This window comes from Microbispora sp. CSR-4 (genome assembly GCF_008033685.1).
Lineage (GTDB): Bacteria > Actinomycetota > Actinomycetes > Streptosporangiales > Streptosporangiaceae > Microbispora.
This window is the reverse complement of record NZ_VJVX01000008.1, coordinates 101,713-125,313: the sequence shown is the minus strand read 5'-3', so window position 1 is coordinate 125,313 and position 23,601 is coordinate 101,713. Positions and strand designations below refer to the sequence as shown.

18 protein-coding genes are annotated in these 23,601 nt (G+C 72.3%); 5 read left to right on the top strand and 13 right to left on the bottom strand.

All coding sequences use genetic code 11. From position 1 onward, the window contains the following. Nucleotides 1–602 precede the first annotated feature (602 nt). From FLV34_RS09740 to FLV34_RS09730, 3 genes are all read left to right on the top strand, one after another. Complete coding sequence (locus FLV34_RS09740; RefSeq protein ID WP_147942922.1) at nucleotides 603–1,454, top strand: hypothetical protein; 852 nt, start codon at nucleotides 603–605, stop codon at nucleotides 1,452–1,454. Nucleotides 1,455–1,902: 448 nt separating this feature from the next. Next, nucleotides 1,903–2,385, top strand: a complete 483-nt coding sequence (locus FLV34_RS09735) for a hypothetical protein (protein ID WP_147942921.1) — start codon at nucleotides 1,903–1,905, stop codon at nucleotides 2,383–2,385. A 308-nt stretch (nucleotides 2,386–2,693) separates the two neighbouring features. Continuing rightward, nucleotides 2,694–3,011, top strand: coding sequence for an arginase family protein (locus tag FLV34_RS09730; protein ID WP_142649061.1), 318 nt, complete (start codon nucleotides 2,694–2,696; stop codon nucleotides 3,009–3,011). Nucleotides 3,012–3,038: 27 nt separating this feature from the next. Here the strand turns inward: FLV34_RS09730 and FLV34_RS09725 are convergent, their stop codons facing one another. The 5 genes from FLV34_RS09725 to FLV34_RS09705 are packed head-to-tail and all read right to left on the bottom strand — an operon-like array spanning nucleotide 3,039 to nucleotide 10,896. Continuing rightward, on the bottom strand, nucleotides 3,039–5,978 hold the full coding sequence (locus FLV34_RS09725) for a DUF5682 family protein (RefSeq protein WP_147942920.1): 2,940 nt from the start codon (nucleotides 5,976–5,978) through the stop codon (nucleotides 3,039–3,041). Further along, nucleotides 5,975–7,090 carry an AAA family ATPase gene (locus FLV34_RS09720; protein ID WP_142649059.1) on the bottom strand — a complete coding sequence of 372 codons (1,116 nt, stop codon included), beginning with the start codon at nucleotides 7,088–7,090 and terminating at the stop codon, nucleotides 5,975–5,977. Before FLV34_RS09720 ends, FLV34_RS09725 begins: the two co-directional genes overlap by 4 nt. Nucleotides 7,091–7,103: 13 nt before the next feature. Next, nucleotides 7,104–8,759 (bottom strand): VWA domain-containing protein, encoded by a 1,656-nt coding sequence (locus tag FLV34_RS09715; RefSeq protein WP_315985159.1) that lies wholly within the window; start codon nucleotides 8,757–8,759, stop codon nucleotides 7,104–7,106. After that, nucleotides 8,756–10,381: a hypothetical protein gene (locus tag FLV34_RS09710; protein WP_187280589.1), complete on the bottom strand. Its 1,626-nt coding sequence runs from the start codon at nucleotides 10,379–10,381 to the stop codon at nucleotides 8,756–8,758. The genes FLV34_RS09715 and FLV34_RS09710 overlap by 4 nt, the downstream gene beginning before the upstream one ends. Beyond that, complete coding sequence (locus FLV34_RS09705; RefSeq protein ID WP_205830506.1) at nucleotides 10,381–10,896, bottom strand: hypothetical protein; 516 nt, start codon at nucleotides 10,894–10,896, stop codon at nucleotides 10,381–10,383. Before FLV34_RS09705 ends, FLV34_RS09710 begins: the two co-directional genes overlap by 1 nt. Before the next feature lie 285 nt (nucleotides 10,897–11,181). On the opposite strand from FLV34_RS09705, the gene FLV34_RS09700 reads away from it, so the two are divergent. Beyond that, complete coding sequence (locus FLV34_RS09700) at nucleotides 11,182–11,919, top strand: hypothetical protein (RefSeq protein ID WP_147942919.1); 738 nt, start codon at nucleotides 11,182–11,184, stop codon at nucleotides 11,917–11,919. A 267-nt stretch (nucleotides 11,920–12,186) separates the two neighbouring features. Here the strand turns inward: FLV34_RS09700 and FLV34_RS09695 are convergent, their stop codons facing one another. Then, nucleotides 12,187–12,648: a nuclear transport factor 2 family protein gene (locus FLV34_RS09695; RefSeq protein WP_205830525.1), complete on the bottom strand. Its 462-nt coding sequence runs from the start codon at nucleotides 12,646–12,648 to the stop codon at nucleotides 12,187–12,189. Nucleotides 12,649–12,730: 82 nt separating this feature from the next. On the opposite strand from FLV34_RS09695, the gene FLV34_RS09690 reads away from it, so the two are divergent. Continuing rightward, a complete protein-coding gene (locus FLV34_RS09690) occupies nucleotides 12,731–13,507 on the top strand; it encodes a TetR/AcrR family transcriptional regulator (RefSeq protein ID WP_261985718.1) in 777 nt (258 codons plus the stop codon). 131 nt (nucleotides 13,508–13,638) lie between these two features. Here the strand turns inward: FLV34_RS09690 and FLV34_RS09685 are convergent, their stop codons facing one another. The 7 genes from FLV34_RS09685 to FLV34_RS09655 all read right to left on the bottom strand — a co-directional run bounded on the left by FLV34_RS09685 (nucleotide 13,639) and on the right by FLV34_RS09655 (nucleotide 22,932). Continuing rightward, nucleotides 13,639–14,958, bottom strand: coding sequence for a HAMP domain-containing sensor histidine kinase (locus tag FLV34_RS09685; RefSeq protein WP_205830504.1), 1,320 nt, complete (start codon nucleotides 14,956–14,958; stop codon nucleotides 13,639–13,641). Next, nucleotides 14,955–15,608 (bottom strand): response regulator transcription factor, encoded by a 654-nt coding sequence (locus FLV34_RS09680; protein ID WP_205830503.1) that lies wholly within the window; start codon nucleotides 15,606–15,608, stop codon nucleotides 14,955–14,957. The genes FLV34_RS09685 and FLV34_RS09680 overlap by 4 nt, the downstream gene beginning before the upstream one ends. Nucleotides 15,609–15,746: 138 nt before the next feature. Continuing rightward, nucleotides 15,747–17,135, bottom strand: coding sequence for a cation:proton antiporter (locus FLV34_RS09675; RefSeq protein WP_147942918.1), 1,389 nt, complete (start codon nucleotides 17,133–17,135; stop codon nucleotides 15,747–15,749). A 139-nt stretch (nucleotides 17,136–17,274) separates the two neighbouring features. Continuing rightward, complete coding sequence (locus FLV34_RS09670; RefSeq protein ID WP_147942917.1) at nucleotides 17,275–18,651, bottom strand: cytochrome P450; 1,377 nt, start codon at nucleotides 18,649–18,651, stop codon at nucleotides 17,275–17,277. Next, nucleotides 18,645–19,727, bottom strand: coding sequence for an alpha-hydroxy acid oxidase (locus FLV34_RS09665; protein ID WP_205830502.1), 1,083 nt, complete (start codon nucleotides 19,725–19,727; stop codon nucleotides 18,645–18,647). The genes FLV34_RS09670 and FLV34_RS09665 overlap by 7 nt, the downstream gene beginning before the upstream one ends. Continuing rightward, the gene (locus tag FLV34_RS09660) at nucleotides 19,724–21,292 is read right to left on the bottom strand and encodes an NAD(P)-binding domain-containing protein (protein WP_222709461.1); all 1,569 of its coding nucleotides are present in this window, start codon (nucleotides 21,290–21,292) and stop codon (nucleotides 19,724–19,726) included. The genes FLV34_RS09665 and FLV34_RS09660 overlap by 4 nt, the downstream gene beginning before the upstream one ends. A gap of 65 nt (nucleotides 21,293–21,357) precedes the next feature. Then, nucleotides 21,358–22,932, bottom strand: coding sequence for a class I adenylate-forming enzyme family protein (locus FLV34_RS09655; RefSeq protein WP_222709460.1), 1,575 nt, complete (start codon nucleotides 22,930–22,932; stop codon nucleotides 21,358–21,360). Nucleotides 22,933–23,601 lie beyond the last annotated feature (669 nt).

Here is a 23,601-nt window from a genome sequence, read left to right as displayed (position 1 = left end):
GGACCAGTTGTGTCAACAAGATGCGTCACAAAAGGCCGGCCCCTACAAGATTTATTCGCGGAAACCTTGCGTTTTCACGTGCGGCCGCGCTCGGCCGGATTAGAGTGCGACCTGCAGTCGGGACGTCAGCAGAATCTGATGATGAAGTTTCCATCGGAGAGGTTCGCAATGGCGGGAAAGCCGCAGATGCACCTTCGGAGCGTGGCGCTCTTGCGCGCCTTGATGGTCGGTCGCAGTGAGAGCGTGGCCGATTTCGCTCGCCGGGCAGCCCTTACCAGGCAGTGCATCGACGGTCTGCTCAAGCGAGGCACATGCCGCCGCACCACGGCGGACGCCATCGCGGCAGCGGCGGGGGTGCGGACTCTCGACCTGTTCCGGCCCTCCGTGTCGTCAAAATCTGCTGACACGAGCGAGGACGCGTAATGGCGTCATGTGTTTCCGGTCCGGGGTCACTCCCGATCCCGGCGGAGACTCTCGCGGCGAGTCCGGCCGGAACCGCCTCGACTGCGGTCCTGCGCATCCCTCCTCGCCGTCGCCGCACCGCCGGCTTACGGGATGCGCATTCGATCCGACAGCAGCACACCTCAGGAAAGGATCGTCTCTTGACGATGAAGAAGGCCCTCCTCACGGGGGCACTCACCACCGCTGCCCTGGTCACTCCCATGGTGGTGGCCGCCGAAGCCGCGAGCGCGGCGAGCACCGCCTCGCAGGCCTCAGGCAGCGTTGTCCGTCCGGTCGACACCGCCAGACACGTTCCGGCGCCGCGCTCGGACATCCGCGTCCACCAGTTCATCCTCAAGGGCAAGACGTACATCCTCCCCAGCTGCCAGTACGTCGTCAACGGCGGGGTCCTCGTCTCGCCGTCCTGCGGGGCCGGGCTGACCCGGCCGGTGTACGTCCTGTCCGGCCGCACCTATGCCCTGCCGGGCGTCTGGCGCGACCAGATCGTCACCGGCCTGCCCGGCCGCTGGTACGGCCTCCCCGGCTACGAGCTCGGCACCGGCGTCCACGAGTACGTCGTCGGCACCCAGACCTACGTGCTCCCCAGCTGCCAGTCCGTGGTCAACGGCGGGATCTACGTCTCGCCGTCCTGCGGGGCTGGGATGACCACGCCGGTCTACGTCGTCGAGGACCGCTACGTCCCGCTGCCCGGCAGCTGGGGCTGCGACGCGACCCTCGGCCTGCCCGGCCGTTGGTACGGCCTGCCCGGCCGCGGCTACTGGAACCCGGGCCACAACTGGGGCGGCAACCACTGGGGTGGCCACTGGGGCCGTGGCACCTGGGGCGGCTGGGGCAACGGCAACCACGGCGGCCCCGGCGGCTGGGGCAACGGCAACCACGGTGGTCCGCGGGGCGGCTCGAACAGCGGCGGTCCGCGGGGCGGCTCGAACCACTTCGGTCCGGGCGGCTTCGGCAGCCACTTCGGCTCTTCCAGCCACGGCGGGGGCCGGTAGCTGGGGCGGCCACGGCGCCGGGCGGCGCGGCTAACCGCTCGCCCTGGTGTCAGCCGGCGCGGTGAACCGACATCCCACCGCGCCGGCGACGACAGCACCGAAATGCTCTCGGCGATGCGCGCCACCGCCGAGAAAGACGAGGGACGTGGGGGTTACTAGTGGACGTCCCTCGTCCGGTTCGCGGCGGAGTTGCCATCTGGAGCACCGGATGATCGTTTCCATTCGCGCCCCGCTACCTGGGGCAGGGTCGCGGATGGAAACGCGCCGCGAGAGAGCGGCTGCGACCGGCATCGTCGCAGCCGCTCTCCTTGTTTCGTCTCACCTCCTGGACCGCACCCGCGTCCCGATTCCGACATCCCGCGACACGACAGAAGCAAGGCGGTGTGCGCGGTCGGGCTTCGCCCGGGGACGAATGCCGGTGCGGCCTCCGACGAAGGGAACCCCTCCGATGACTTTGGACTGGTGCATCGAGGTGGCACTGCTCAGCCTGCTCGCGTTCTCGTCCTGGCCCCCGCCCCGAGCCCACCTGATCCTGCGGCAGCCACGCCTGCTCAGCGACATGGTCGAAGCCGAATTCGACCAGCACACGCGCCTGTACGTTGTGACGCACGTCCGCGCCGGAGGATCCACCACCACCACCACACCGCTCGTCGCGAACTGGCACCAGATCGCGACGTACGCCGCGCAGTGCTCCAGCGAGATCGGCACTCTCTATGTGTGCGTGCTGCACGGCGTGCAGAAGTGGTACTGGCAGTGGGGCCTCATGACCGACGCACCCGCCGACGCGGCCCGGAACAGGCGGGACGGGCGCCTGCGGCACACGAAGCCGTATGACTGCCGGCAGCGGATCGACGCGGTGCTGGAAGCACTGGAAGATCGGCGCACGCCGTCGCCCTGCCGCTTCCGCCGTCGCCCCAGAACCACCAGCTGAGCCCCCCACCGGCTGGGAAATCCCACCGGCGAAGACCCGAGCACGACAGGCCCCGCACGGCACGCCCCGCACGACAGGCCCCGCACGGCACGCCCCGCACGGCACGCCCCGCACGGCACGCCCCGCATGACAGGCCCCGCATGACAGGCCCCGCACGACAGGCCCCGCACGACAGGCCCGGCATGACGGGCCAAACCGACTCGCACGCACCCCCGGTTGGAGCACCACCCGCACCCACCGCCCGGCCGGGCCGCCACGCGCACGAGCCACCAGGCCCGGCCTCCACGCGTACGAACCACCGGGCCTGAGTGTCACCCGCACGTGCCGCCGGGCACCGGGCCGGTCGGCGGCGACTGCGGGGTGGAGGCGGAGCCGGTGTAGGGGGCACCGCCGTCTATATCCACATCGACCTCGACGTACTCGACCCCGAGGAGTTCGGGTCGCTCAGCTACCCGGAGGCGGGCGGCCTGTCCGTCGCGACGCTGCGAGACGCCGTACGCGCGCTGACGGCCCGCTTTCCCCTGGCCGGTTCGGGGATCACCGAGTATGCCCCTCGGCGTGAGGAGGACCGGGCCGTCCTCGCCTCGCTCGTCCCCGCCCTGCTCGCCGACGCCACCACTGAGTGATCGCGGACCACTGAGTGAGCGCGGGCGTCACCGGCGGAGCAGGGCCGCGACCGCGCCGGTCGTCGCCGGGTGCCGGGTGAGCAGGGCCCGCACCTCGCCGTGCTCCGAACGGTGCTCCGAACCCCGCTCCGCACCGTGTTCCGAACCCGGCTCCGGCCCGGCGCTCCCCCACTCCGCCGTACAGCCGAGCAGCGCGGCCATGGCGTCGCACGCCTGCGGATGCCGGGTGAGCAGCGCGGGCACCGGACCTCTCGGCGCGGGCGCTGTCCGGGGCTTCCGGGCCGGCGCGGCCGGCCGTTCCCAGGGCGGGGTCCAGGCGTCCAGCTCGGCCAGCGTGCCGGGGAAGGTCCGCCCGGCCTCGCGGACGAGCACGGGGACCAGCTCCGGCGCGTGCCTGCGCAACGTGGTGATCAGCTTCGGCAGCCACGGCAGCAGGACGGGGTCGGGCAGCCGCGCGAACGCCTTCGAGAGCGCCTCGACCACGAACGGCGCGAGGCCGGGGACGGGTTCGAGCGCCTGGACGAACCCGCTCACATAGAGCGGATAGGCCGGGACGACGAGCGGGTTGGCCAGCAGCTCGTCGCAGCGGGCGCGCAGCTCCTCCCGGGTGAGCAGGCCGAGCTGCGTCTGCGCCGCCCACAGCAGCGCGACCTTGGCCGGGGCTCGCGGGTGCGACTGCCGTACGGCGAGTTCGAGCTGGGCGCGGTCGCAGCCCAGCGACAGCGCGAGGCTCTCCAGTGTGAACAGGAAGCCGAGCATCGCGCCGACCTGGCGCACGCCCGTGTCGTCGTCGGCGAAGGCGGTGGGCAGCAGCGTGCAGTAGTGGGCGTATCCGGCCGTGACGAAGTCCTCGCACCAGGCGGGCAGCTCGGGTTCGCTCGACCGGTAGTAGGTCAGCAGCCGCCTGATCCGGCGCAGCACCTCGGGTGCGTCGTCCACCGTGCGTTCGGCCGCCAGCAGCTCGACGGCGCGGGCGCCGAGCTCGCCGGCGAGGCGGCGGCCGCCCAGGTAGAGGATGGCGTCCTCGACGGCCGCGAGTGCGACCCCCGCCGTGGCCTGGGGGTCCCACGCCGTGCGGCGCAGCCGCTGCTCCAGCACCTGTTCGACCGTGACGCCCTCGTAGCCCAGTTCGATGATCTCCCGCTGGTGCTTGCCGAGCGCGACGTCCCAGCTCTCCTGGATCGGACGCTCGCCGAGGCGGCGTGCCCCCATGATCGGCCGGACCGCGCCCTCGGGCAGCAGGTAACGCAGCGTCCACAGCAGATCGGAGCACGGCTCCAGCTCGGGATCCGCTTTGAGGTCGAGCAGCACCCGGTGCTGGGTGCGCCTGGTCAGGTCGAGCCCGAGAGGCTCCAGCCGGTCGTACACGTCGCGGACCAGCGGGGGCAGCGCCTCGTAGCCGACCATCCCGATCTTGTCGCCGCCCAGGAGGATCTCGCACAGGCGGCGGACGTCCCGGCGGCCCGGCACGGCGTCCTTCTCGATGCAGGTGACGGCCGCGTCGGCGAAGTCGTACGGCGTGGGCCTGGCCCGCCCACGCAACCCCGCCAGCAGGATCGACGTCTCGAACACGGCGATGGCGTCGGCCGTGCTGGCCAGATAGCCGTTGCGGCGGGCCAGCCGCACGATGTCGACGCACCATCCGCGCAGTTCGTCCTCATCCAGGCCGTCGAGCGCTGGCGGGCCGGCGAGGAATCCCGACAGCCGGTCGTCCACCGGCTCGGCGACGGCCGGTGTGGCCGTGGCCGAGCCGGTTTTGGCGGCTCCCGCACCGGTTCCCGTACCGGCTCTCGCAGCGGCTCTGACACCGGACTTGGCGGCCTGGGTGGTTTTGCCGGCCCGTTTCCCCGGCCCGTCCTGCTGCCCGGCCAGCCGGTGGGGCGTGAGGCCGCCGCGCTTGACCGCCTTGGCCCAGGTGGCGGCGGCGATGGACACCGAGCCTTGGGCCAGGCCGAACTGCGCCTCGATCGCGGAGTGGCTGGAGGGGATCAGCCCGTAGAGCCAGCGCGTGCCCGTACGCGGACCGATCTCGTACGGCACCGCCTCGGAGCGCAGGCCGAACTCGGCGACGTCGCTGACGGCGTGGAAGGCCCCGCACACGTACAGGCAGTCGGCGGGGTCGGCACCCGACGCGGCGAGGTGCTCGCGGATCCGCGTCCACATGTAGCGCTCGCGTTCCTCGTCGACGGCCACACGCCCGTCCCCGTCGGGCCGCAGCCGCCGGAACAGGCTGCCGACCAGCGCCATCGCCTGACGGTAGGTGGCGTAGTCGGCCCCGGTCAGCGTCTGCTCGACGTACTGGTCCCACCACTCCGACCAGTGCCGCACCTTGCCGTGGTGCAGCAGGTGCCTTTCCAGCTCGGCGAAGCGCGGCCGCAGGTCACCGATCTCGACGCCCACGGCGTCGCCGTGCAGCGCCGCCTCGTCGCCCTGCCCGTCTCCGGCCTCACCGGGCTCCTGCTGGGGAGCCGAACCGTCGCCTTCCTTGGGCAGCCATTGGAAGACGTGGTCCACCGAGCGGTCGACCAGCACGATCTCGACGCCGGGGGTGTCGAGCGCGTACGCGATGGCCTGATACTCCGCCGACGCTTCGGTGACCGGCGCGATCACGCTGAGCGGCCCGGAGCCGGGCGGGAATCCGTCGAGATCGGTCGCGAACGCCTGCAACGCCACCGGCAGCCGGCAGTTGCGCAGCTCGTCGAGCAGCGGACGCAGGTCTTCGCACAGCTCCAGGTAGACGACCTTGGGCCGCTTGTCGCGCAGCCTCCGGGTCATGGCCAGGGCGGAGGCCGGTGAGTGGTGGCAGACCGGGAAGATCTCCAGCTCCTCGCGCAGCATGCGGTCGACGTCGTCGACCATGCCGGACAGGATGCCCGCCAGCGTCCGGGCAGGCGGCGCGTCCCCGCCACCCGAGAAGGCCGCGGCGGCGTCGAGGAGCTGCTCCCGAAGGGCGTCGAAGGTGCTCATGACAGCGTCGAGATCGCCTGGCGGCCACCGTCGAGGAACCGTGTCCACTCCCCGCCGTCGTTCTTGCTGCGGGGTTCGACCACGCCGTGCCAATACTTGTTGAGGATGGCCAGGTCCTCCGGAGAGCGCCTGGCCAGCGAGCCCACCAGGGCACCCGCCAGCGTCTCGGCGCGCAGCGTCCGGTCGCCGAAGAAGTGGCTGTGCAGGATGGCGTCCTCCAGCACGCCGATCTGCTCGGCGGTGGACAGGGCCGACTCCAGCTTCTCGTCCTCGCTCGTGGCCGACGCCGCCGCGGCGCGCAGGTCGGCGAAGCTCTGCAGCAGGATGTCCAGGAGCGAGGGCGGCACGTCCAGCTCGATGCGGTGCCGGCGCAGCAGTTCGGTGGTGCGGAAGCGGACGATCTCCGCCTCGCTGGTCTTGCTCGTCACCACCGGGATGCGGACGAAGTTGAAACGCCGTTTCAACGCCGAGGACAGGTCGTTGACGCCACGGTCGCGGCTGTTGGCGGTGGCGATGATCGAGAACCCGGGCCTGGCGAACACCGTGTTGTCGGTGTCCAGCTCGGGGATCGAGACGTACTTCTCCGACAGGATCGAGATCAGGGCGTCCTGCACGTCGCTGGTGGCGCGGGTCAGCTCCTCGAACCGGCCGATCATGCCCTGCTCCATGGCCGTCATGATCGGCGAGGGGATCATCGACTCGCGGGACTGGCCCTTGGCGATCACCATCGAGACGTTCCACGAATACTTGATGTGGTCTTCGGTGGTGCCCGCCGTTCCCTGCACCACCAGGGTGGAGTCGCGGCAGATGGCGGCCGACAGCAGCTCGGCCAGCCAGCTCTTGCCGGTGCCCGGGTCGCCGATCAGCAGCAGGCCGCGGTCGGAGGCGAGCGTCACGATGCTGCGCTCGACGAAGCCCCGGTCGCCGAACCACTTCTGCGGGATCTCACGGTCCAGGCCGTCCGACCGCTCGCTGCCGAGCACGAACAGCCGCACCATTCGGGGGCTGAGCCGCCAGGAGAACGGCTTGGGGCCGTCGTCGATCGACTCCAGCCAGTCGAGCTCCTCGGCGTACTTCACCTCGGCGGGCGCGCGGAGCATCTCGTTGGTCATGTGAGGGGGTCTCCTAGGCGAGGAAGTTCTTGAGTTCGAACACGAGCTTGCGGATGTGGCCCGAGATCACCGGCGTGCCCAGGTCTTTGAGCTTCTGCCGGAACCACGGGTTGACGCTCTGCTGGCCGCCGCTGTCCACCGAGCCCACCGGGATGAGCCGTACGCCGGACCGGTGCAGCGCCTCCATCCCGGCGAAGACGGCGGGACTGTTCCATTCGTAGAAGTCCGAGATCCACACGACCACCGTGTTGCGGGGGTCGGCGACCTTCGGCTGGGCGAGTGCCAGGGCGGCGGTGCCGTCCGTGCCGCCGCCGAGCTGGGTGCGCAGCAGCACCTCGAACGGATCGTGCACCCACGGGGTGAGGTCGAGCGCGCGGGTGTCGTACGCCACCAGGTGCACGTCGACCTTGGGCAGCCCGGCGAAGATGGACGCCAGGATGGTGCAGTTGACCATCGCGTCGACCATCGAACCCGACTGGTCGACCACCACGATCATCCTGGCCGGCGTCGTACGCCTCGCGGTGCGCCGGTAGTAGAGCCGGTCGACGTAGAGCCGCTGGTCTTCGGGGCTGTAGTTGGTGAGGTTCTTCCAGATCGTGCGGTCGAGGTCCAGGTTGCGGAACACCCGCTTCGGCGGCACCGACCGGTCGATCGCGCCCACGCTGGCCTTCTCGACCTGGGTGCGCAGCACTTCGGCGACCTCGTCGACGAACCTGCGGATCAGCGCCTTGGCGTTGGCCAGCGCCACCCCCGACAGGTTGGCCTTGTCGCGCAGCAACTGCTCGACCAGCGACATGCTGGGCGTGAGCTGCCGCGCCAGGGCCGGATCGGCCAGGACCTCGCGCAGCCGCATGCGGCTGACAAGTTCGGCCTCGATGCCGGCCAGCGCCTTGGCCAGGTCGTCGTCGCCGATCCTGAACCCGGCACCCGGCCCGTGCCCCGCCGTGGGCCCGGCCCCCGGACCGCTCTCGGCCTCCGCTCCCGAGTCGCCGCCCGCCGCTCCCGGCGCGGTGCCTGGCCCTGCGCCCGGTCCGGCGCCTGATCCCGGTCCGGGCGCCTGCCCCGCGCACAGGGCCCGCTTGAGCCAGGCGGCGTCCTTCTGCCAGGTCGCGAGCCGGGTGGCGCTGACGTCACCCGAACCGGTGGCGAAGACGTTGAGCAGCAGCTTCGACACCAGCGCCGCCCGGCGCACCTCGCCGCCCGGCACGTGCTCGCCCGGCGTGAGCAGGGTCTCGAACTCGGCGGCCAGTTCGGGGAAGCGCTGCACCAGCGAGTCGACCGAAACGGCCGGGTCGAGCAACCCGGCGGGCAGGCCCAGGTCGCCGACGACCGCGACGTTGGCGGTCTCGAGCGCGGGCTGCTCGTCGTGGTCGAACAGCCGCGCGAGCAGCCGCCAGTAGAGCACCTGACGCCGGTTGCGCTCGGCGCCCGTCAGACCGCCTTCGCCTGCCACGGAGATGCCGCCGCTCGTCAGGTCGCTTTCCCCGGCGGTGGGGACGCCGGTCGCAGAGCCGCTGGTCGCGGGAACGCCAGTCGCGGAGACGCCTGCGGCGGGGATGTCGCTCGTGGAGCTGCCGGCGCTCGGCAGTCCCTCTTCACCGGCCGTGGGGACGCCGGTCGTGAGGGCACCGGCTGCGGGGATGCCGGTCGTGGGGGTGTCGTCGCTCATCGTCGCAGCAACCGTCCGGCTCGTTCCTGCAGTACGGCGACCGCGTCGGCGGCCCTGGCCTCGGCCTTGGCCGCCTTGGGGTCGGTGGGGCCGAGCGCCCAGTCGCCGGTGGCGACCACGACCGCCTCGCGCTTGACCTTGGCCTGTACGGCGAGCGGCTGCAGCGTCCATCGGCCGCCGTCCCACCGCATGAGTCCCACGCACACCGACGAGGCCGCCACCAGCTTGGGCGTGAGCGGGCCGCAGTCGGGCAGCCGTTCCGTGTCCACGGCGAGCAGGGTGCCGTCCAGGTCGAAGGAGCCGTCCTTGGTGACCTTGTAGCCCTCCACCAGCACGGGTTCGGCGATCCGTACGGGAACGCGATCGAGGGGCGGCACCGCCGGGGCGAGCGCGCCGGGCAGGCACAGCCGGGCGGTCGCCAACGGGTCGGCGGGCTTGCTCACGAAGGCGCGGTCGTCGTGCCAGACGAGGTCGCCGCTGTCGAGCAGGGGCACGTCGGCGATCTCGATGCTGCGGCGGTCGGCCAGCGCGGCCAGCAGCACCTTGTGGCGCTGCGGCAGCTTCCACAGCGCGGTCCCGACGATGGTGTCGACCTTCGCGGCCGTGACCGAGGTGCGCACAAGCCGGGGCGTGCCGCCGTCGGCGGGCTCCAGAACGGCGTGCACCTGGAACTGTACGGCGGTGCCGTGCTCGTGCACGTCGACGCCGAGCACCAGCAGCCGTCCCGACACCATGGCGGCGGGCCCGGGTTCACCGGTCGGCTCTCCGGTCAGCACGCCGTCCTGCGACAGCAGCAGGGCGCGGGTCCACAGATCCGCCCAGCGCCGCACCGGCAGGTGCTCCGCGGAGCCGATCGGGCAGGAGGCGCGCAGCTCGGCGGCGAAGCCGTCGATCAGCACCGCGAGCCTGCGCAGACCCGGCGCGGCGAGCAGGGCCTCGATGACCTGGTCAGCCGCGGAGACGAGGTCGTGGTCGACGCCGCGCCAGCCGGTGATGGCCAGCTCGCGCAGCCAGGACCGGACGCCGCCGAGCACGTTCCCGGCAGGCTGAGCGGCCGGCCGACCAGCCGGTTGAGCGACCTGTTGACCGGCCGGTTGCGCGGCAGGCTGAGCGGCCGACTCGCTGGCGGGTGGCGCGACAGGCTGAGCGGCCGGTTGCGCAGCCGGCTCAGCGGCCTGCCGACCGGCCGGTTGCGTGGACGGCTCAGCGGCCGGCCGACCAGCCGGTTGGGCGCCGGAGTCGCTCGCCGCCTCAGGGATGCCGGGCGTCGGCGGCCATTCCGCTCGCTCCCGTCCTAGGGCCGTGTCCAGGCTTTCGAGCAGGGCGTCGTGTACGGCGCCGGACAACGCGACCCGGCCGCCCGCCAGCGCCGTCAGGTGCTCCTGCGTGATCGAACCGGACACGACCGCGTCGACGGCCTCCGCCAGCCGGTCGCCGAGAGGCGTGGCGGCGAACGCCGCGGCCAGCGCGGCCACCGCTTCGGCGCGCTCGTCGGCGAGCCGGGCCAGGCCGTGCACCAGGGCGTCGTCGAAGCCGTCGAGCAGCGCGAGCGCCTCCTCCGTCCCCTCACCGGCGTTTCCCTGGTCGCCGCCGAGCAGGGCGACGAGCTGTACGGCGAGCATCAGCCCACCGTCCCCGTGGCCGGGAACCAGTGCAGCTCCGGGATCGGCAGGGTCGTGCCGGGCACCTCCAGATAGGCAAGGTGGCGCAGGAACCGGCTGAACACGACCGCGGCGGGGGCGGGCTCGTGGACGCCGCCCAGGCAGTCGGCCAGATCCGCGCCCTCGGGGACCTCGACCCGCAGATAACGGGACACCCGGTCGGCGCCGTACTGCACGACGGCCTCGGCGACCAGGGCCCGCAGGTGTTTGCACGGCGAGCCGTACAGGCCGCCGCAGGGGCGGTTGTTGTTGGTGCTGCAGTTGTAGTTGTGGGTGCCGGCGGCGATGGAGGAGACGTAGACCCGGCCGATGTCCGAGCCGCTCGACACCACGCCCTGCAGCCTGCCGTCCGCCAGCTCGACGAAGGGGACCTTCGCCAGCTTGCGAGGCTGGACCTGCGGCACCACCCGCAGCCTGCTGTGTCGCGCCCACTCGGCGGCATTGTTGGGGGAGCCGTTGGGGGAACGGTCTGTCATGATCCGGAACGTAGCCGAGCCCTACGACATTTAGCCGCGCACGTGGGGCTGCCAGGCATTATGCGGTCACGTACGTGTCCGGGCCGGTCCATCCACGTACGGCTCCCGCACCGGCCGGCGGCCCTGACCTGCTCGGGCCGGACGAATCGACCTCGTCGCCGCCGTACGCAGGGGGGCATGCTGCTTCGGCATTCGTCTTGACATATATGGTCAAGTCCAGAAAGATCCACCTGTCGATTACTGTCCCGGTCGCGATGCCGAGAGGTCGCCTTGCGGTTGCCCCGTGTGAAAACCCAGCACCGCCCCCACCGGTACGGCAACGACCGGATCCGGATCGGCGGCACCACCCGGGAGATCAACGACCCGGAAGGGCACGTCTGGGCGGCTCTGAACGCGATGGACGGCACCAGGACTCCGCAGGAGGTCGTCGCCCGCCTGCGCCGTGCGTACCCTCGGCTCACGGAGGCCGAGGCGACCGGCATCGTCGATCGCCTGCTCACCTCCGGATATGTGGAGGACGCCGCCGGCTCGCGGCCCGAGGAGCTCAGCCCGCGGGAGCTGGAACGCTACTCGCGTAACGCGGCGTTCTTCCACGGCAGCGGCCTCGCGCCACGCGATCACGGCTGGGATGCCCAGGTGCGCCTCAAACGCTCGCGCGTGCTCGTTCTCGGGCTCGCGCTGGTGAGCGTGGCGGCGTTCACACCCGAGGGCCCGTGCTACGAGTGCCTGACCGCGAGCGTCGACGCCCCGCTCGCGCCGGGAATCCCCCTCGACCTCGGCGGGCCGGACGTCATCGCGCCCTCCGCCGGGGTCTCGGGTCACCTGACCGCCCAGGCGGTCATCGCGTTCCTGACCGGGATGCCCACGACCTCGGGGAGCTACGTCACGGGCGTCAACCTCGTCGCGCCGGACCAGCACGTTTACACACGCCATCCGGCGGCGCCCGACTGCCCGGCCTGCGCGCCGGACGCGCTCCGCACGGGCCCCCTCGGCGCCGGGCCCCTCGGCAGCATGATCGGGTGACCCGGCCCCAGGTGGCCGGTGCGGACAACCGGCCGTCGACAAGGCGGGCACGTTTCGGCCGGGCGCGCCGTGCCACCCCGGCCGATTCAGGGACCGCGCCCGATCAGGCGACCGCGCCCGATCAGGCGACCGCGCCCGATCAGGGGGCCACGTCGCCCGGCCGATCACCCGAGCGGCGTCCCCGATCGGACGACCGCGCCCCGGATCAGGCGGGCCGCGCGATCCGGCCGGTCAGGCGCACTCACGATCAGATGACCGAGCGCATGGTCAGGCGAGCGGGATGGCCGCCCCGCGTTCGGACTCGGGGCGCGGGCCGTGGATGCGCCGCTCGCTCTCCTCGATCGGCACGTCGTTGATGCTCGCCTCCCTGCGGCTCATCAGGCCGTCTGCGGTGAACTCCCACAACTCGTTGCCGTAGCTGCGCCACCACCGGCCCTCGGCGTCGTGCCACTCGTACTGGAACCGTACGGCGATGCGGTCGCCGCCGAAGGTCCACAGGTCCTTGCGCAGGGCGTAGTCACGCTCGCGCTCCCACTTGCGGCGCAGGAAGGCGACGATCTCCTCTCGCCCGGTCAGGAACTCCGAGCGGTTGCGCCACACCGAGTCCTCCGTGTACGCGAGCGCGACGCGTTCGGGATCTCTGGTGTTCCAGGCGTCCTCGGCGGCCTGCACCTTCTGCCTGGCGGTCTCCTCGGTGAACGGCGGAAGCGGGGGACGTGTGCTCATCAGGCTCTCCTTCCCAAGCTGGAGAACGATCGTTCTCCATACGTATCCTAGAGAACGACCGTTTTCGCGGGCGAGGAGGGGGTCGGTGGCACCACAGAGCGCGGGCACCGCTCGGGGCGGGTCGGCGGACACCCAAGGCACGGACACCGCTCGCGGCGGTCCGGTGCACGACCGAGGCACGGACCCCGCTCGGGGCGGGTCGAAGGTCGTACGGCACGCGGACGCCGGCCGGGGCGGGTCGGGGGACACCGATGGCACGGGCACCGCTCGGCGCGGGCGGATCGACGGCGACGAGGCGCGCCGCCGCATCCTCGACGCCGCCGAGCGACTGTTCTACGCCCAGGGCATCCAGGCCGTGGGCATGGACCAGATCCGCGACGCGGCCGGGGTCTCGCTCAAGCGGCTCTACCAGAGCTACCCCTCGAAGGACGCGCTGGTGGAGGCCTACCTGGAGCATCGCGACCGGCGGTGGACGCGGTCCCTGGACGAGCACGTCGCCCGCGCCGCCGCACCCGGCGACCGGGTGACGGCCGTCTTCGGCTTCCTCGCCGAGTGGTTCGGCACGGCGGACTTCCGCGGCTGCTCGTTCATCAACGCCTTCGGCGAGATCGGCCCGACGTCACCGCCCGTCGCCGCGGCGGCGCGGGCGCACAAGAACGGGCTGCGGGAACGGCTCGGCACGCTCGCGGCGGAGGCGGGCGCCGCCGATCCGGACGCGCTCGCCGACCAGCTCCTGCTGCTGGTGGAGGGGGCCATCGTCGCCGCCGCCATGGGCACGGCCACCGGCCCCGCCGAGCGGGCCCGGTCCGCGGCGCTTGCCCTGCTGTCGGCGGCCCGCCGACCGGCCCCATCCCGCCGCTGACCTGTCCCGCGGCTGACCCGTCCCGCGGCCGACCCGTCCCGTATCCGCCCCCCTGCCCGCCTCCGGGTCTCGCAGCCGGCCGCGTACGGCCCGTGCCCGGAAAACGGCGCGGAGGACTACAGGTCGGAGGACTACAGGGAGGCGTCGCCGTGGCCGGAGGTGGTCGCCTCGGGCGTTCGGTTCGTCTCGCCGTGCGCCTGCTGGGGCAGGAGGACCCGGGCGAGACGCGGCGCGGGGTCCGGCGCCGCCCGGGGGAGGCGGATGGTGAAGGCGGCCCCGGCTCCCGGCCGCCCGTCCACCTCGATCGTGCCGCCGTGGGCGTCCATCACCTCGCTCACGAGGGCCAGGCCGATGCCGAGACCTCCGGCGTGGGGCAATCCGGCATGCCTGCCGAACAGGCGCTCGCCGTCACGCGGGTCCAGACCCACGCCGTCGTCCCGGACGCTGAGCCGTACGGTCTGTTCCTCCGAAGACACGGTCACCTTGATGTGGCCGCCCGCCGAGGTGTGGCGGAGCGCGTTGTCGAGGAGCGCGGAGATCACCCGGCGCAGCGCGGACGGCGCTCCGCGCACGACATGGTCACCCGGACCCCGCCGCACGTCGATCGTCACCCCGCGCTGCCCGGCGCGGGCCGCCTCGGCGTCGGCCGACTCCTCGGCCAGCGCGCCCAGGTCCACCGGCTCGAACGGCCGGCGGCGCTGCCTGAGCTGGGCCGACAGCAACAGGTCGTCGATCACCTCGCCGAGTTGCCCGATGCCGGTGACCAGCCGGTCGACGTCGCCTGCGACGAGATCGGGATCGGGCTCGCGCCGCAGGCGCCGGGCGGCGAGCTGCGCGCGGACGTGCAGCCGGGCCAGCGGGCTGCGCAGCTCGTGACTGACGTCGGCGGTGAACCGGCGCTGCCGGTCGAGTGCCTCGCCCAGCGGCGCGATCGCCCGGCGGGCGAGGACCTGGCCGATCAGCAACGCCGCCAGCAGAGCCGCGATCTCGGCCGCGCAGAGCGTGCGCAGCAGCCGCTCCCGCTCGGTGACGGGGTAGTACAGGTCCATCACCGCCTGCTGCAGCGCGTCGCCGCGCCACTGCGTACGGACCAGGTAGGTCGCGCCGCCGATCTCCGCGACCTCGACCCGGGTGCGGCCGTCGGCGGCGACCCGGTCGAGCTCCTCGCGCACCGGCAGGTTCTCCGGCGCCCCCGGGGTGCTCCGCAGGGTGCCCGCCCGGAGCTCGAACAGCCATACGCAGGGCGGCGGGTGGTCCATCGGGGCCGACATCGCGGCCACGGCCAGATCACGCCGGGCGGTGGCGTCCTGCTCGTCCACCACCACGCAGTAGACCAGCGTGCCCAGGAGGGCGATCGCCAGCGAGAACACGGCCGCCACCTGCGCGGTGATCCGGCGGCGTGTCCGGGTCAGCAGGCGCCGCTCGGGGTCGTAGGACCGCAGGGCCGTCACAGCTCACCCAGGCGATACCCCACGCCCCGCACCGTACGGACGACGTTGTGCCCCAGTTTGGCGCGCAGGTAGTAGACGTAGGTGTCCACGATGGCCTCGGTCCTGGCGCCGTCGAAGATCCGCTGCCGCAGCGACGTACGCGTGTGCACCTGCCGGGGGCGGGCCGCCAGCGCGTGGAGCAGCCGGCACTCCCGGCCGGACAGCGGCACCTGCTCGCCGGACGGCAGCCGTACGGTGCAGGACGCGGAGTCGAGCCAGCCGTCGCCGAGCGGCAGCAGCGCGGCCTGGTCCAGGTTTCTGCGGTGCAGGGCGCGCACCCTGGCCAGCAGCTCCTCGATCTCGAACGGCTTGACCAGATAGTCTTCGGCGCCCGCGTCGAGTCCGGTGACCCGGTCGGCGAGGGCGCCGAAGGCGGTGAGCATCAGCACCGGAGCGGTGACGGCCTGCTTGCGCAGCCGCCGCAGCAGATCGAGCCCGTCGACCACTGGCAGCCCACGGTCGATGATCATCACGTCGTAGCCGCGGCTCAGCGCCAGATGCAGGCCCCGCTGGCCCTCCAGCGCCAGGTCGACCGTGTAGCCCTGGTCGGCGAACACCTCGACCAGCATGTCTCCCAGCTCGCGGTCGTCCTCCACGAGCAGCAGGCGCATGGAGCGCGGTTCGGATGTCCCCGATATCCGTGCCACCGGACCACCGTGGCACCACAATTGGGAAATTTCCAGACTTCGGAACGCCTTCCCCGGAAACCTCCCTCCGTGTTCTGCGAATGTCCGAATTCACACATGAAATTAGTTGAAACCGGTTTCGCCGGCCGCCGCGCCCACCGGGGTCGCGCTCCCCGTGGTCGCCGCGCCTGCCCGCTCGTGGCGCTCCGGCAGCGCGAGCTTGTACAGGGGCATGGCCCCCGCGGTGGTGAGCACCGCCACGAGGACGAGCATGGCGAAGAGCTCCTGCGTGATCATGCCCTGTGCCAGGCCGATGTTGATGAAGATGAGGATCATCAGTCCGCGGGCGTTCATCATCGCGCCCATGGCCCAGGATTCACGCCAGCCGAATCCCAACGCCCGCGTCGCCAGCGAACAGCCGAAATACTTCCCGGAGAAGGCCAGGGCCAGAATAAGCGCGAACGTCAGGAGCGCGGAGCTTCCGGCGATGCCGCCGAGATGGGTGTTCAGCCCCGAGAACGCGAAGAAGACGGGCAGCAGCAGGGTCGATACGACGTCCATCATCCGGCCGTGCAGAACGGCGCGGAACGCCGGATCGCGCGGCATCGACAACCCGGCGATGAAGCCGCCGAAGACCGAGTAGACGCCGATCGCGTCGGTGATCCATCCGGCCGTGAGCGGCACCAGCACGATCACGTACACGGCTCCGGCGCTGAGGCTCCCGGTCCGCGCGACGCGGCGGCCGAGGGGGCGCAGCAGCGGGGCCACCACCCCGAGCATCACCACCGCGAACAGCGCCGCCAGGGCGATGGTGCGCAGCGTGTCACCGGTGCCGCCGCCCAGGTGCACCGCCGACAGCGCCGCGAGCAGGCACCACGCCGCGGCGTCGTCGATCGAGGCGGCCAGCAGGGCGACCCGGCCGATACGGGAGTTCTGCAGCCCGCGCTCGTACAGGATCCTGGCGAGCATGGGGAACGCGGTCAGCGACAGCGCTCCCCCGAGGAACAGGGCGAACTCGATCCGGCCGACGTCCGGGCGGGAGAGGCTGTCCCACAGGGCGAGACCGGCGGCGCCGCCGAGCACCACCGGAGAGAGGATGCCCGCCGCCGCGAGCACGCCCGCCTTGCGCAGCTCGCCCGGCTCCCGGGCGTCGTGGTCGATCCCCGCCCCGACCAGGAACATGTACAACGTCAGGCCGAGGGTGCTGAGCACGTACAGGACCGGCCTGACCTCGTCGGGGAACAGTGCCTCCTGCGCGTCGGGAAACACCGCGCCGAGCAGCGTCGGCCCGAGCAGGACGCCGGCGACCATCTCGCCGACAACACGCGGCTGCAGCACCATGTTGGCCAGCCGGCCGCACACCGCGGCGGTCAGCAGGATGACGGCCAGGGCAGGCAGCACCCTGAGGACCAGCTCCAGGTTGGGATCGACCGCTTGGGCCTGCTCGGCAAGGGCGGCGAGGGCGGGGGGAGAATCAGGGGCGGAAACGGAGAGAAGGGCCGGAACGGGCATGGCAAGTGCCTCCGCTCGTGGTCGGAACCTGTGACTCGTTCGGAACCTGTGACTCGTTCGGGGCCTGAAATCGGCGGGCCGGAGCCGGAGATCCGGCGGGGCCTGAGATCTTGACCGGAGCCGGAGATCGGCGGGTCGTCTACGTGCCCTCGGGACGGGCGTGGCCGGAGAAGTGGCGCTCGCACAGCCGCAGCCGCCGCGCGTCCCACACCATGTACGTGCCGAGGACGAGCTGGACCAGGCTGCGCCAGACGTCCTCCCAGCCGTCCTTGAGCCGCATGTACAGCAGCGTCAGGCGGCGTCCCGGCCCGTGCCGCGCCGCCGCCGAGCCTGCTGGATCCAGGGGGGTGAGCAGGCACGGTCCCCGGTTGGGCAGCGACCGGGTGTGCGCGGCGGTGGAGTCGAGCTCGTACGCCCGCAGGATCTCCCGGACCGCGACCCGCAGGGCGAGCGGCGCGAGCCGCCACGCCGGGCAGGGACGGTTCGCCGGCATGCCGAACGGGATGTGGTTGAGCTCCCTGACCGGGGCGTGCCCGGGGGCGAAGCGGCCGGGATCGAAACGCCCGGGGTCGGGGAAGCCCGCGCGGTGGAAGGCGGGGTAGTCGAAGCACAGCACCGAACCGGCCGGGATGACGACGTCCTCGCCGAGGGGGATGTCGCCTGTGGTGATCCGGTGGGCGATGCCGAAGAGCGGATAGAGCCGCAGCGTCTCCGCGATCACCTGGTCGAGGTAGCGGTCGTCTCCGGCCCGCGCCCTGGCCTGTACGTCCGGGTGCCGGGCGAGCGCCATCAGCACATGGGCCGTGGCCTCCGACATCTGCACGACGGCCGTGTTGAAGAAGGCGCCCTGGAGATACAGCGCGCACTCCCGGGTGGTCAGGCCCGCGGGCAGCTCGTGTTTCACGCGGGGCAGCGACTCGACGAGATAGGCGGTCAGCCGGTCGCGCCGGTCCATGTGCCGCAGGCCGCAGCACTTGAGCGCGGTCACGACGTCGTCCGCGTTGCCGACGATGAGATCACGGGCATGCGGCGGGCACGGCTCGCCGAAGACGAGCTCGTAGGAGAACTCCGCCCAGACCGGCATCATCAGGTCGCGCAGCCGGACCACCCGACGTCTGTCCCCGCGCCCGCCCTCCAGTGCCCGTACGACGCACGATCGGGTCAGCTCCTCCACCCGCGCCCGCGGCACGGACAGGATGCGGCGCGTGGCGAGGGCGACGGCGTCGTACCGCTCCCCGGCCTCCAGGTGCTCCTGGTGCATCTCGGGCCCCGGCGACAGCCAATACCAGAACAGGTCCGACAGGGCGGCGCCCTCGCTCCGGCCGGAGGCGGCCGGATGGGAGTAGACCTCCCTGAACCGGTCGACGCCGACGAGGTCGCCGGGCACCGTGATGCTCTCCTCGCCGTTGATCCTCGTGAACACCCAGCCGCGCAGCGCGACGACCCGCCCGGGCAGCCACCGGGGCAGGCTGATCACGACCACGACGGCCGCGGCCGCCCACACCGCCGTCAGCATCGCCGCACCAATCCCGGTTCGAGGTCACGGACCGAGGCGAGGCCGCACAGGGTGAGCGCGTGCTCGACCTCGTCCCGCAGCATTTCGAGCACGCGGGCCACGCCGCACTCGCCGCCCGCCGCCAGGCCCCAGATCACCGGACGGCCGACCGCGACGGCGGACGCGCCCAGCGCCAGCGCCTTGACCACGTCGGTGCCGCGCCGGATCCCGCCGTCCACCAGCACCGGGACGGCCCCGCCGACGGCGGCCACGATCTCCGGCAGCAGATCGACGGTGGCGGGAACGGTGTCGAGCTGCCGTCCGCCGTGATTGGAGACGTACAGCGCCGAGACGCCGTGGTCGAGGGCGAGGCGCGCGTCGGCGGGATGCGTGACGCCCTTGAGCACGATCGGCAGCCGGGTCATCCGCCGCAGCAGATCGACATGCTCCCAGGAGATCGCCGGTGACATGACGATCGGCCGCACCGGGCCCCGGTCGCCGTCACCGTCAGCGTCGTGGTCGCCGTCGCCGTCGCGCAGGTTCTCGCAGTGCATGCCCTCGGGCAGGTCGTCGAAGCCGTTGCGTACGTCCTGGTCCCGGCGTCCCCGGGCAGGCGAGTCCACGGTGACGACCAGCGCCGCGCAGCCGGCCTTCTCGGCACGCCGGACGATCGCCTCGGTGAACGCCATGTCGGGCTGCACGTAGAGCTGGAACCACAGGGTGGCGCCCGGCGCCGCCGCCGCGACGTCCTCGACCGCGACCGTGGCGGCCATGCTCACGATCATGATGGTCTCCGCGGCGGCCACCGCGCGGGCCGTGGCCTTCTCCCCCTCCGGGTCGGCGAGCCGGTGGAACGCGGTCGGCGCCACCAGCACCGGCATGGCCATGCGGCTGCCCAGCAGGGTGACCCCGATCTGCGGGGTTCCCGCGCCGCGCAGGACACGCGGCAGCAGCCCGAGCCGGGCGAACGCCGCCTCGTTGGCCTTCACCGTGACCTCGTCGCCGGCCCCACCGGCGAAATAGTCGTAGTGGGCGGGGTCCAGCCGGGCGCGGGCCGCCGCCTCGAAGTCCCGGATCGTCGCCAGCACGGCCGTCACACCGAAACAGGGAGGCTCTGACGCTGGAAGAAGTCCCGGAGCGGGCGCAGGTGCACCTCTTCCGAGGTCCAGTCGTTCTCCAGGTTCTCGGTCACGTGGTGGACGGCCTCCACCACGCCGCCTCTGTAGCGGCGTACGACCGGGTGGAGATAGTGGCCCTCGTCCGCCCGCTCCGCGTCGCTCTGCCTGATCCGCCCCACGCTGATGTCGAAGGGGTCGATCTTGTCATGGTGCGGGCCGTACTCCAGGGTGATCGCGTAGTGGCCCGCGTCGCCGAGCGGCGGGCCCTGCAGGTCGAGCGGCAGCTCCTCCAGGTAGCGCATGCCGCCGTTCCCGTGCGGGACGATCATGTCGGCGAGCACTCCGAACTGCTGCCACAGCGCCGAGCTGCGGTTGACCCGTTCGAGCACGGCCGCCGCGAGGGCGTCCGGGTCGGCGGGCAGGTCGCGGCCCGGCCAGGGGACGCCGTGATTCCGGTGCTCCAGCAAGCGGTGCAGGGCGCGCACGCCGTAGCGGAAACCGTGGATGAACGCGTTGGTGCCGCGCTTGAAGTCGAGCGACTGGGTGAGCGTGCCGGCGAAGTGGAGACCGGGCACGTTGACCGACTCGTACGCCGGGGTCAGCGCGGGGAACCGGTCCCCGATCGTCAGCTCGGGACGGCACTCGGGCGAGAAGATGGCGGCGTCGAACCGGAATCCGGTGCAGACGATCACCTTGTCGTACGGGATGTCCTTGGTGACCTCGTCGGCCCGGACGAAGGCCACCGTGACCAGGTAGGAGCCGTCGGCCCGGCGCTCGATGCGCCTGACGTCGCCGTCCAGCACGGCGTTCTGCAACTTGAGCTGATAGGTGTCGAGGAAGTTGGCGTTGAACGCGCGCAGGTGACCCACGAAGTGGGTCCGCCAGGCCAGGCGCACCGAGCGCGGCCCGGCCACGTGGATGACCGCGGCCGTCTCGACGAGGTTGTCGGCGGTCTCGAAGGCCGAGTTGCCCTTGCCGATGATCAGCACCCGCAGGTTCGTGTAGTTCGCGGGGTCGGTCGAGTGCGTGCCGTACGGCTCGGCCGTCTCGATGCCGGGGATGGGCGGGACGTTGGGCCGGGTGACCCCCGTCGCGACGATCACCCGCCGCGCCCGGTAGGTCCGGCCGTGCTCGTCGGTCACCGTGAACGGCCCCGCGGCGTCCGGGCGCGTGATCTCCGCGACCCGGGCGTCGTACGTGACGTGCAGGCCGTGGAAGGCGGCGAAGTCCTCCAGATAGCGGAGGAGGTCCTCGGCGGCGGGGAAATACCGGTCGCTGTAGTGCGTGAACAGGAGACGGGGGTCGTCCGACAGCAGCGAGTTCCAGTCCATCCGGAGGTTGAGCTCCGGGTCGTCCCATCCGGTGTACTTCTTGTTGACGGAGATGAGCGTGCGATGGCGGGGAAAGGTCCGGAAGAACGCGCCGGGCTCGGGCGCCGCCTCGAGAATCCGGTAGCTGCGCCCCGCCCGGTGCAGGAAGTGGCCCATCTGCAGGCCCGCCGGTCCGGCACCGATCACCAGGTAGTCCAGGATGTTGTCCGGCACTGACGCCTCCCTCACTGGGGTGCTTGAAGTTTCACCAGTGTTGGCGGGTGATTCTCAGAGACGGATCAGAGCGCAGACGACAGATGCCGCTCCAGCAGGGCACGCTTGTCCGGTTTTCCGCTCGGCGCGACCGGCACGGAGGACACCGTCGTGATCGTCCGGGGCACGCTGTCGGCGCCGAGCTCGGCGCGCACCAGCTCCGTCAGGGCGGCGTGGTCCGGGGCGCGGCCCGGAGCGGGCACGACGAACGCGTGGACGGCCTCCCCGGTCCGCTCGTCCGGCGCGCCGGTCACGTACGCCTCGGCCACGTCGGGGTGACCGGCCAGCACCTTCTCGATGGGACCGGCGTAGACGACGATCGCGTTCACCATGATCACGTCTCTGGTGCGGCCGGCCAGGTGCAGCAGGCCGGTCTCGTCGAGATGCCCGAGATCGCGGGTGCGCAGCCAGCCGTCCCGCAGCACGTCGCCGGTCTCCTCCGGCAGGTTCCAGTAGCCCGCCATCAGGAAGGGACTGCGCACGTGGATCTCGCCGGGGCGTCCCGTGCCGACCGGGCGGCCCTCCTCGTCGCGCACGCTGATCTCCACGCTGGGGTGCGGGCGGCCGACCGAGGTGGGCGCGTCGCGGCCTTCCCCTGGCGTGAGCAGGGAGATGATCCCGGCCTCGGTCGCGCCGTACGCGACATGGACGACCGGGCCCAGCCGGTCGAGCGCCTCCAGCAGCCGGTGCGGGCTGAAGGGCGACCCCGAGACCGTCAGCGCGCGCAGGCTGCCGACGTCCACCCGCTCCTCGCGGAGCAGGTCGAGCATCTGGCACACCCGGGGCACGGTCACGATCGCGCCGGTGATCCGGTGCCGCTCGATCGCGTACGGGAACAGGGGACGGCCGTCCTCCTCGGGGATCACCGCGGTGCCGCCGGACAGCAGGCACGGCGCCAGGAACTCCAGCACCACCAGGCTCGACAGGGTGCCGAAGAGCAGGTAGCGCTCGAAGGACTCCGCGAAACCGGGCGCGATCGACGACCAGCCGCGATAACTGGACCAGTGCGCCGCCATGGCCCGATAGGTGAGCACGCAGCCCTTCGGCCGGCCCGTGCTGCCGCTGGTGAAGGTCAGCAGGGCCACGTCGTCCGGGCGTGCCGTCACGCCGGGGAAGCGGCCGTCGCCGGGATGAGCCACCAGGTCTTCTGCGCCGGGAACGGGCCCCAGCGACAGCACCGTGGCCGGTCCGGCGGCGTGGAGCAGGTCCGGCGTCGCCGTCGATCGATCAAGGATCACCGCGTCAACGCCCACGCCGAGGACGTCGGCGAGCTGCCCGGGCGTATACCCGGGCCGTACGCTGACGACGCGGCAGCCCAGCACGTGCGCGGCCGTCTGGGCGGCGAACGCCTCCGGTGACAGCCCGGTGCGGATCGCGACGCCCGTGCCGGGGCCGAGCCCCGCCTCGCGCATCGCACCGGCCATGCGTCCGATGAGGTCCAGCAGCTCGCCCCGGGAGACGATCCTGTCGCCATGTTCGAAGGCGGGGGTGCCGGGCGCGCCGCGCAGCGCCTCCAGCAGCAGGCGCGGGAAGGCATCCGCGGCCTGCTCGTACGGCCCACCGGAGTCCGGCGGCACGGCATCCGGTACGGCATCCGGCACGGCATCCGGCGCAGCATGTGACGCAGCGCGGGGCCCGGCGTCCGGCGCAGCAAGTGACGCAGCGCGGGGCCCGGCGTCCGGCGCAGCAAGTGACGCAGTGCGGGGCCCGGCGTCCGGCGCAGCAAGTGACGCAGTGCGGGGCCCGGCGTCCGGCGCAGTGTGCGGCAGGGCCTGCGGCGCAGTGTGCGGCAGGGCCTGCGGCGCGGTGGGTGGTGCGGTGTGCGGCGCGGTGGGTGGCGCGGTGTGCGGCGCGGTGGGTGGCGCGGTGGGTGGCGCAATGCGCGGCTCGGCGCGTTCCGGGTGCGTGGCGTGGATGACGGGATCGTTCACGTCCGGCTCCTTCGTCTCGCGAGGCACCCGCCCGCGGCGACGACACGACCCGCCGCGGCGCGGGCGCCGGTGTGCCACCGGCTGTCGCGACGGTAGGCGGCCCAGATCAGAGCCGGATCAGAGCCGCCCAGACCAGAGCCGCCCAGACCAGAGCCGCCCGGATCAGAGCCGCCCGGATCAGAGCCGCCCAGACCAGGGCCGCGTCGCGCCCGCGCCGCCCGCTGGCAACGGCCCAGGTGGGGGCGGCCCGGCGAGAGCAACCAGGGGAAGCGGCTCCGTGGGAGCGGCTTCCCGGAGGCGGCGGCGGGAGCAGCCCGGCCGGAACGGCGATCGGAGCGG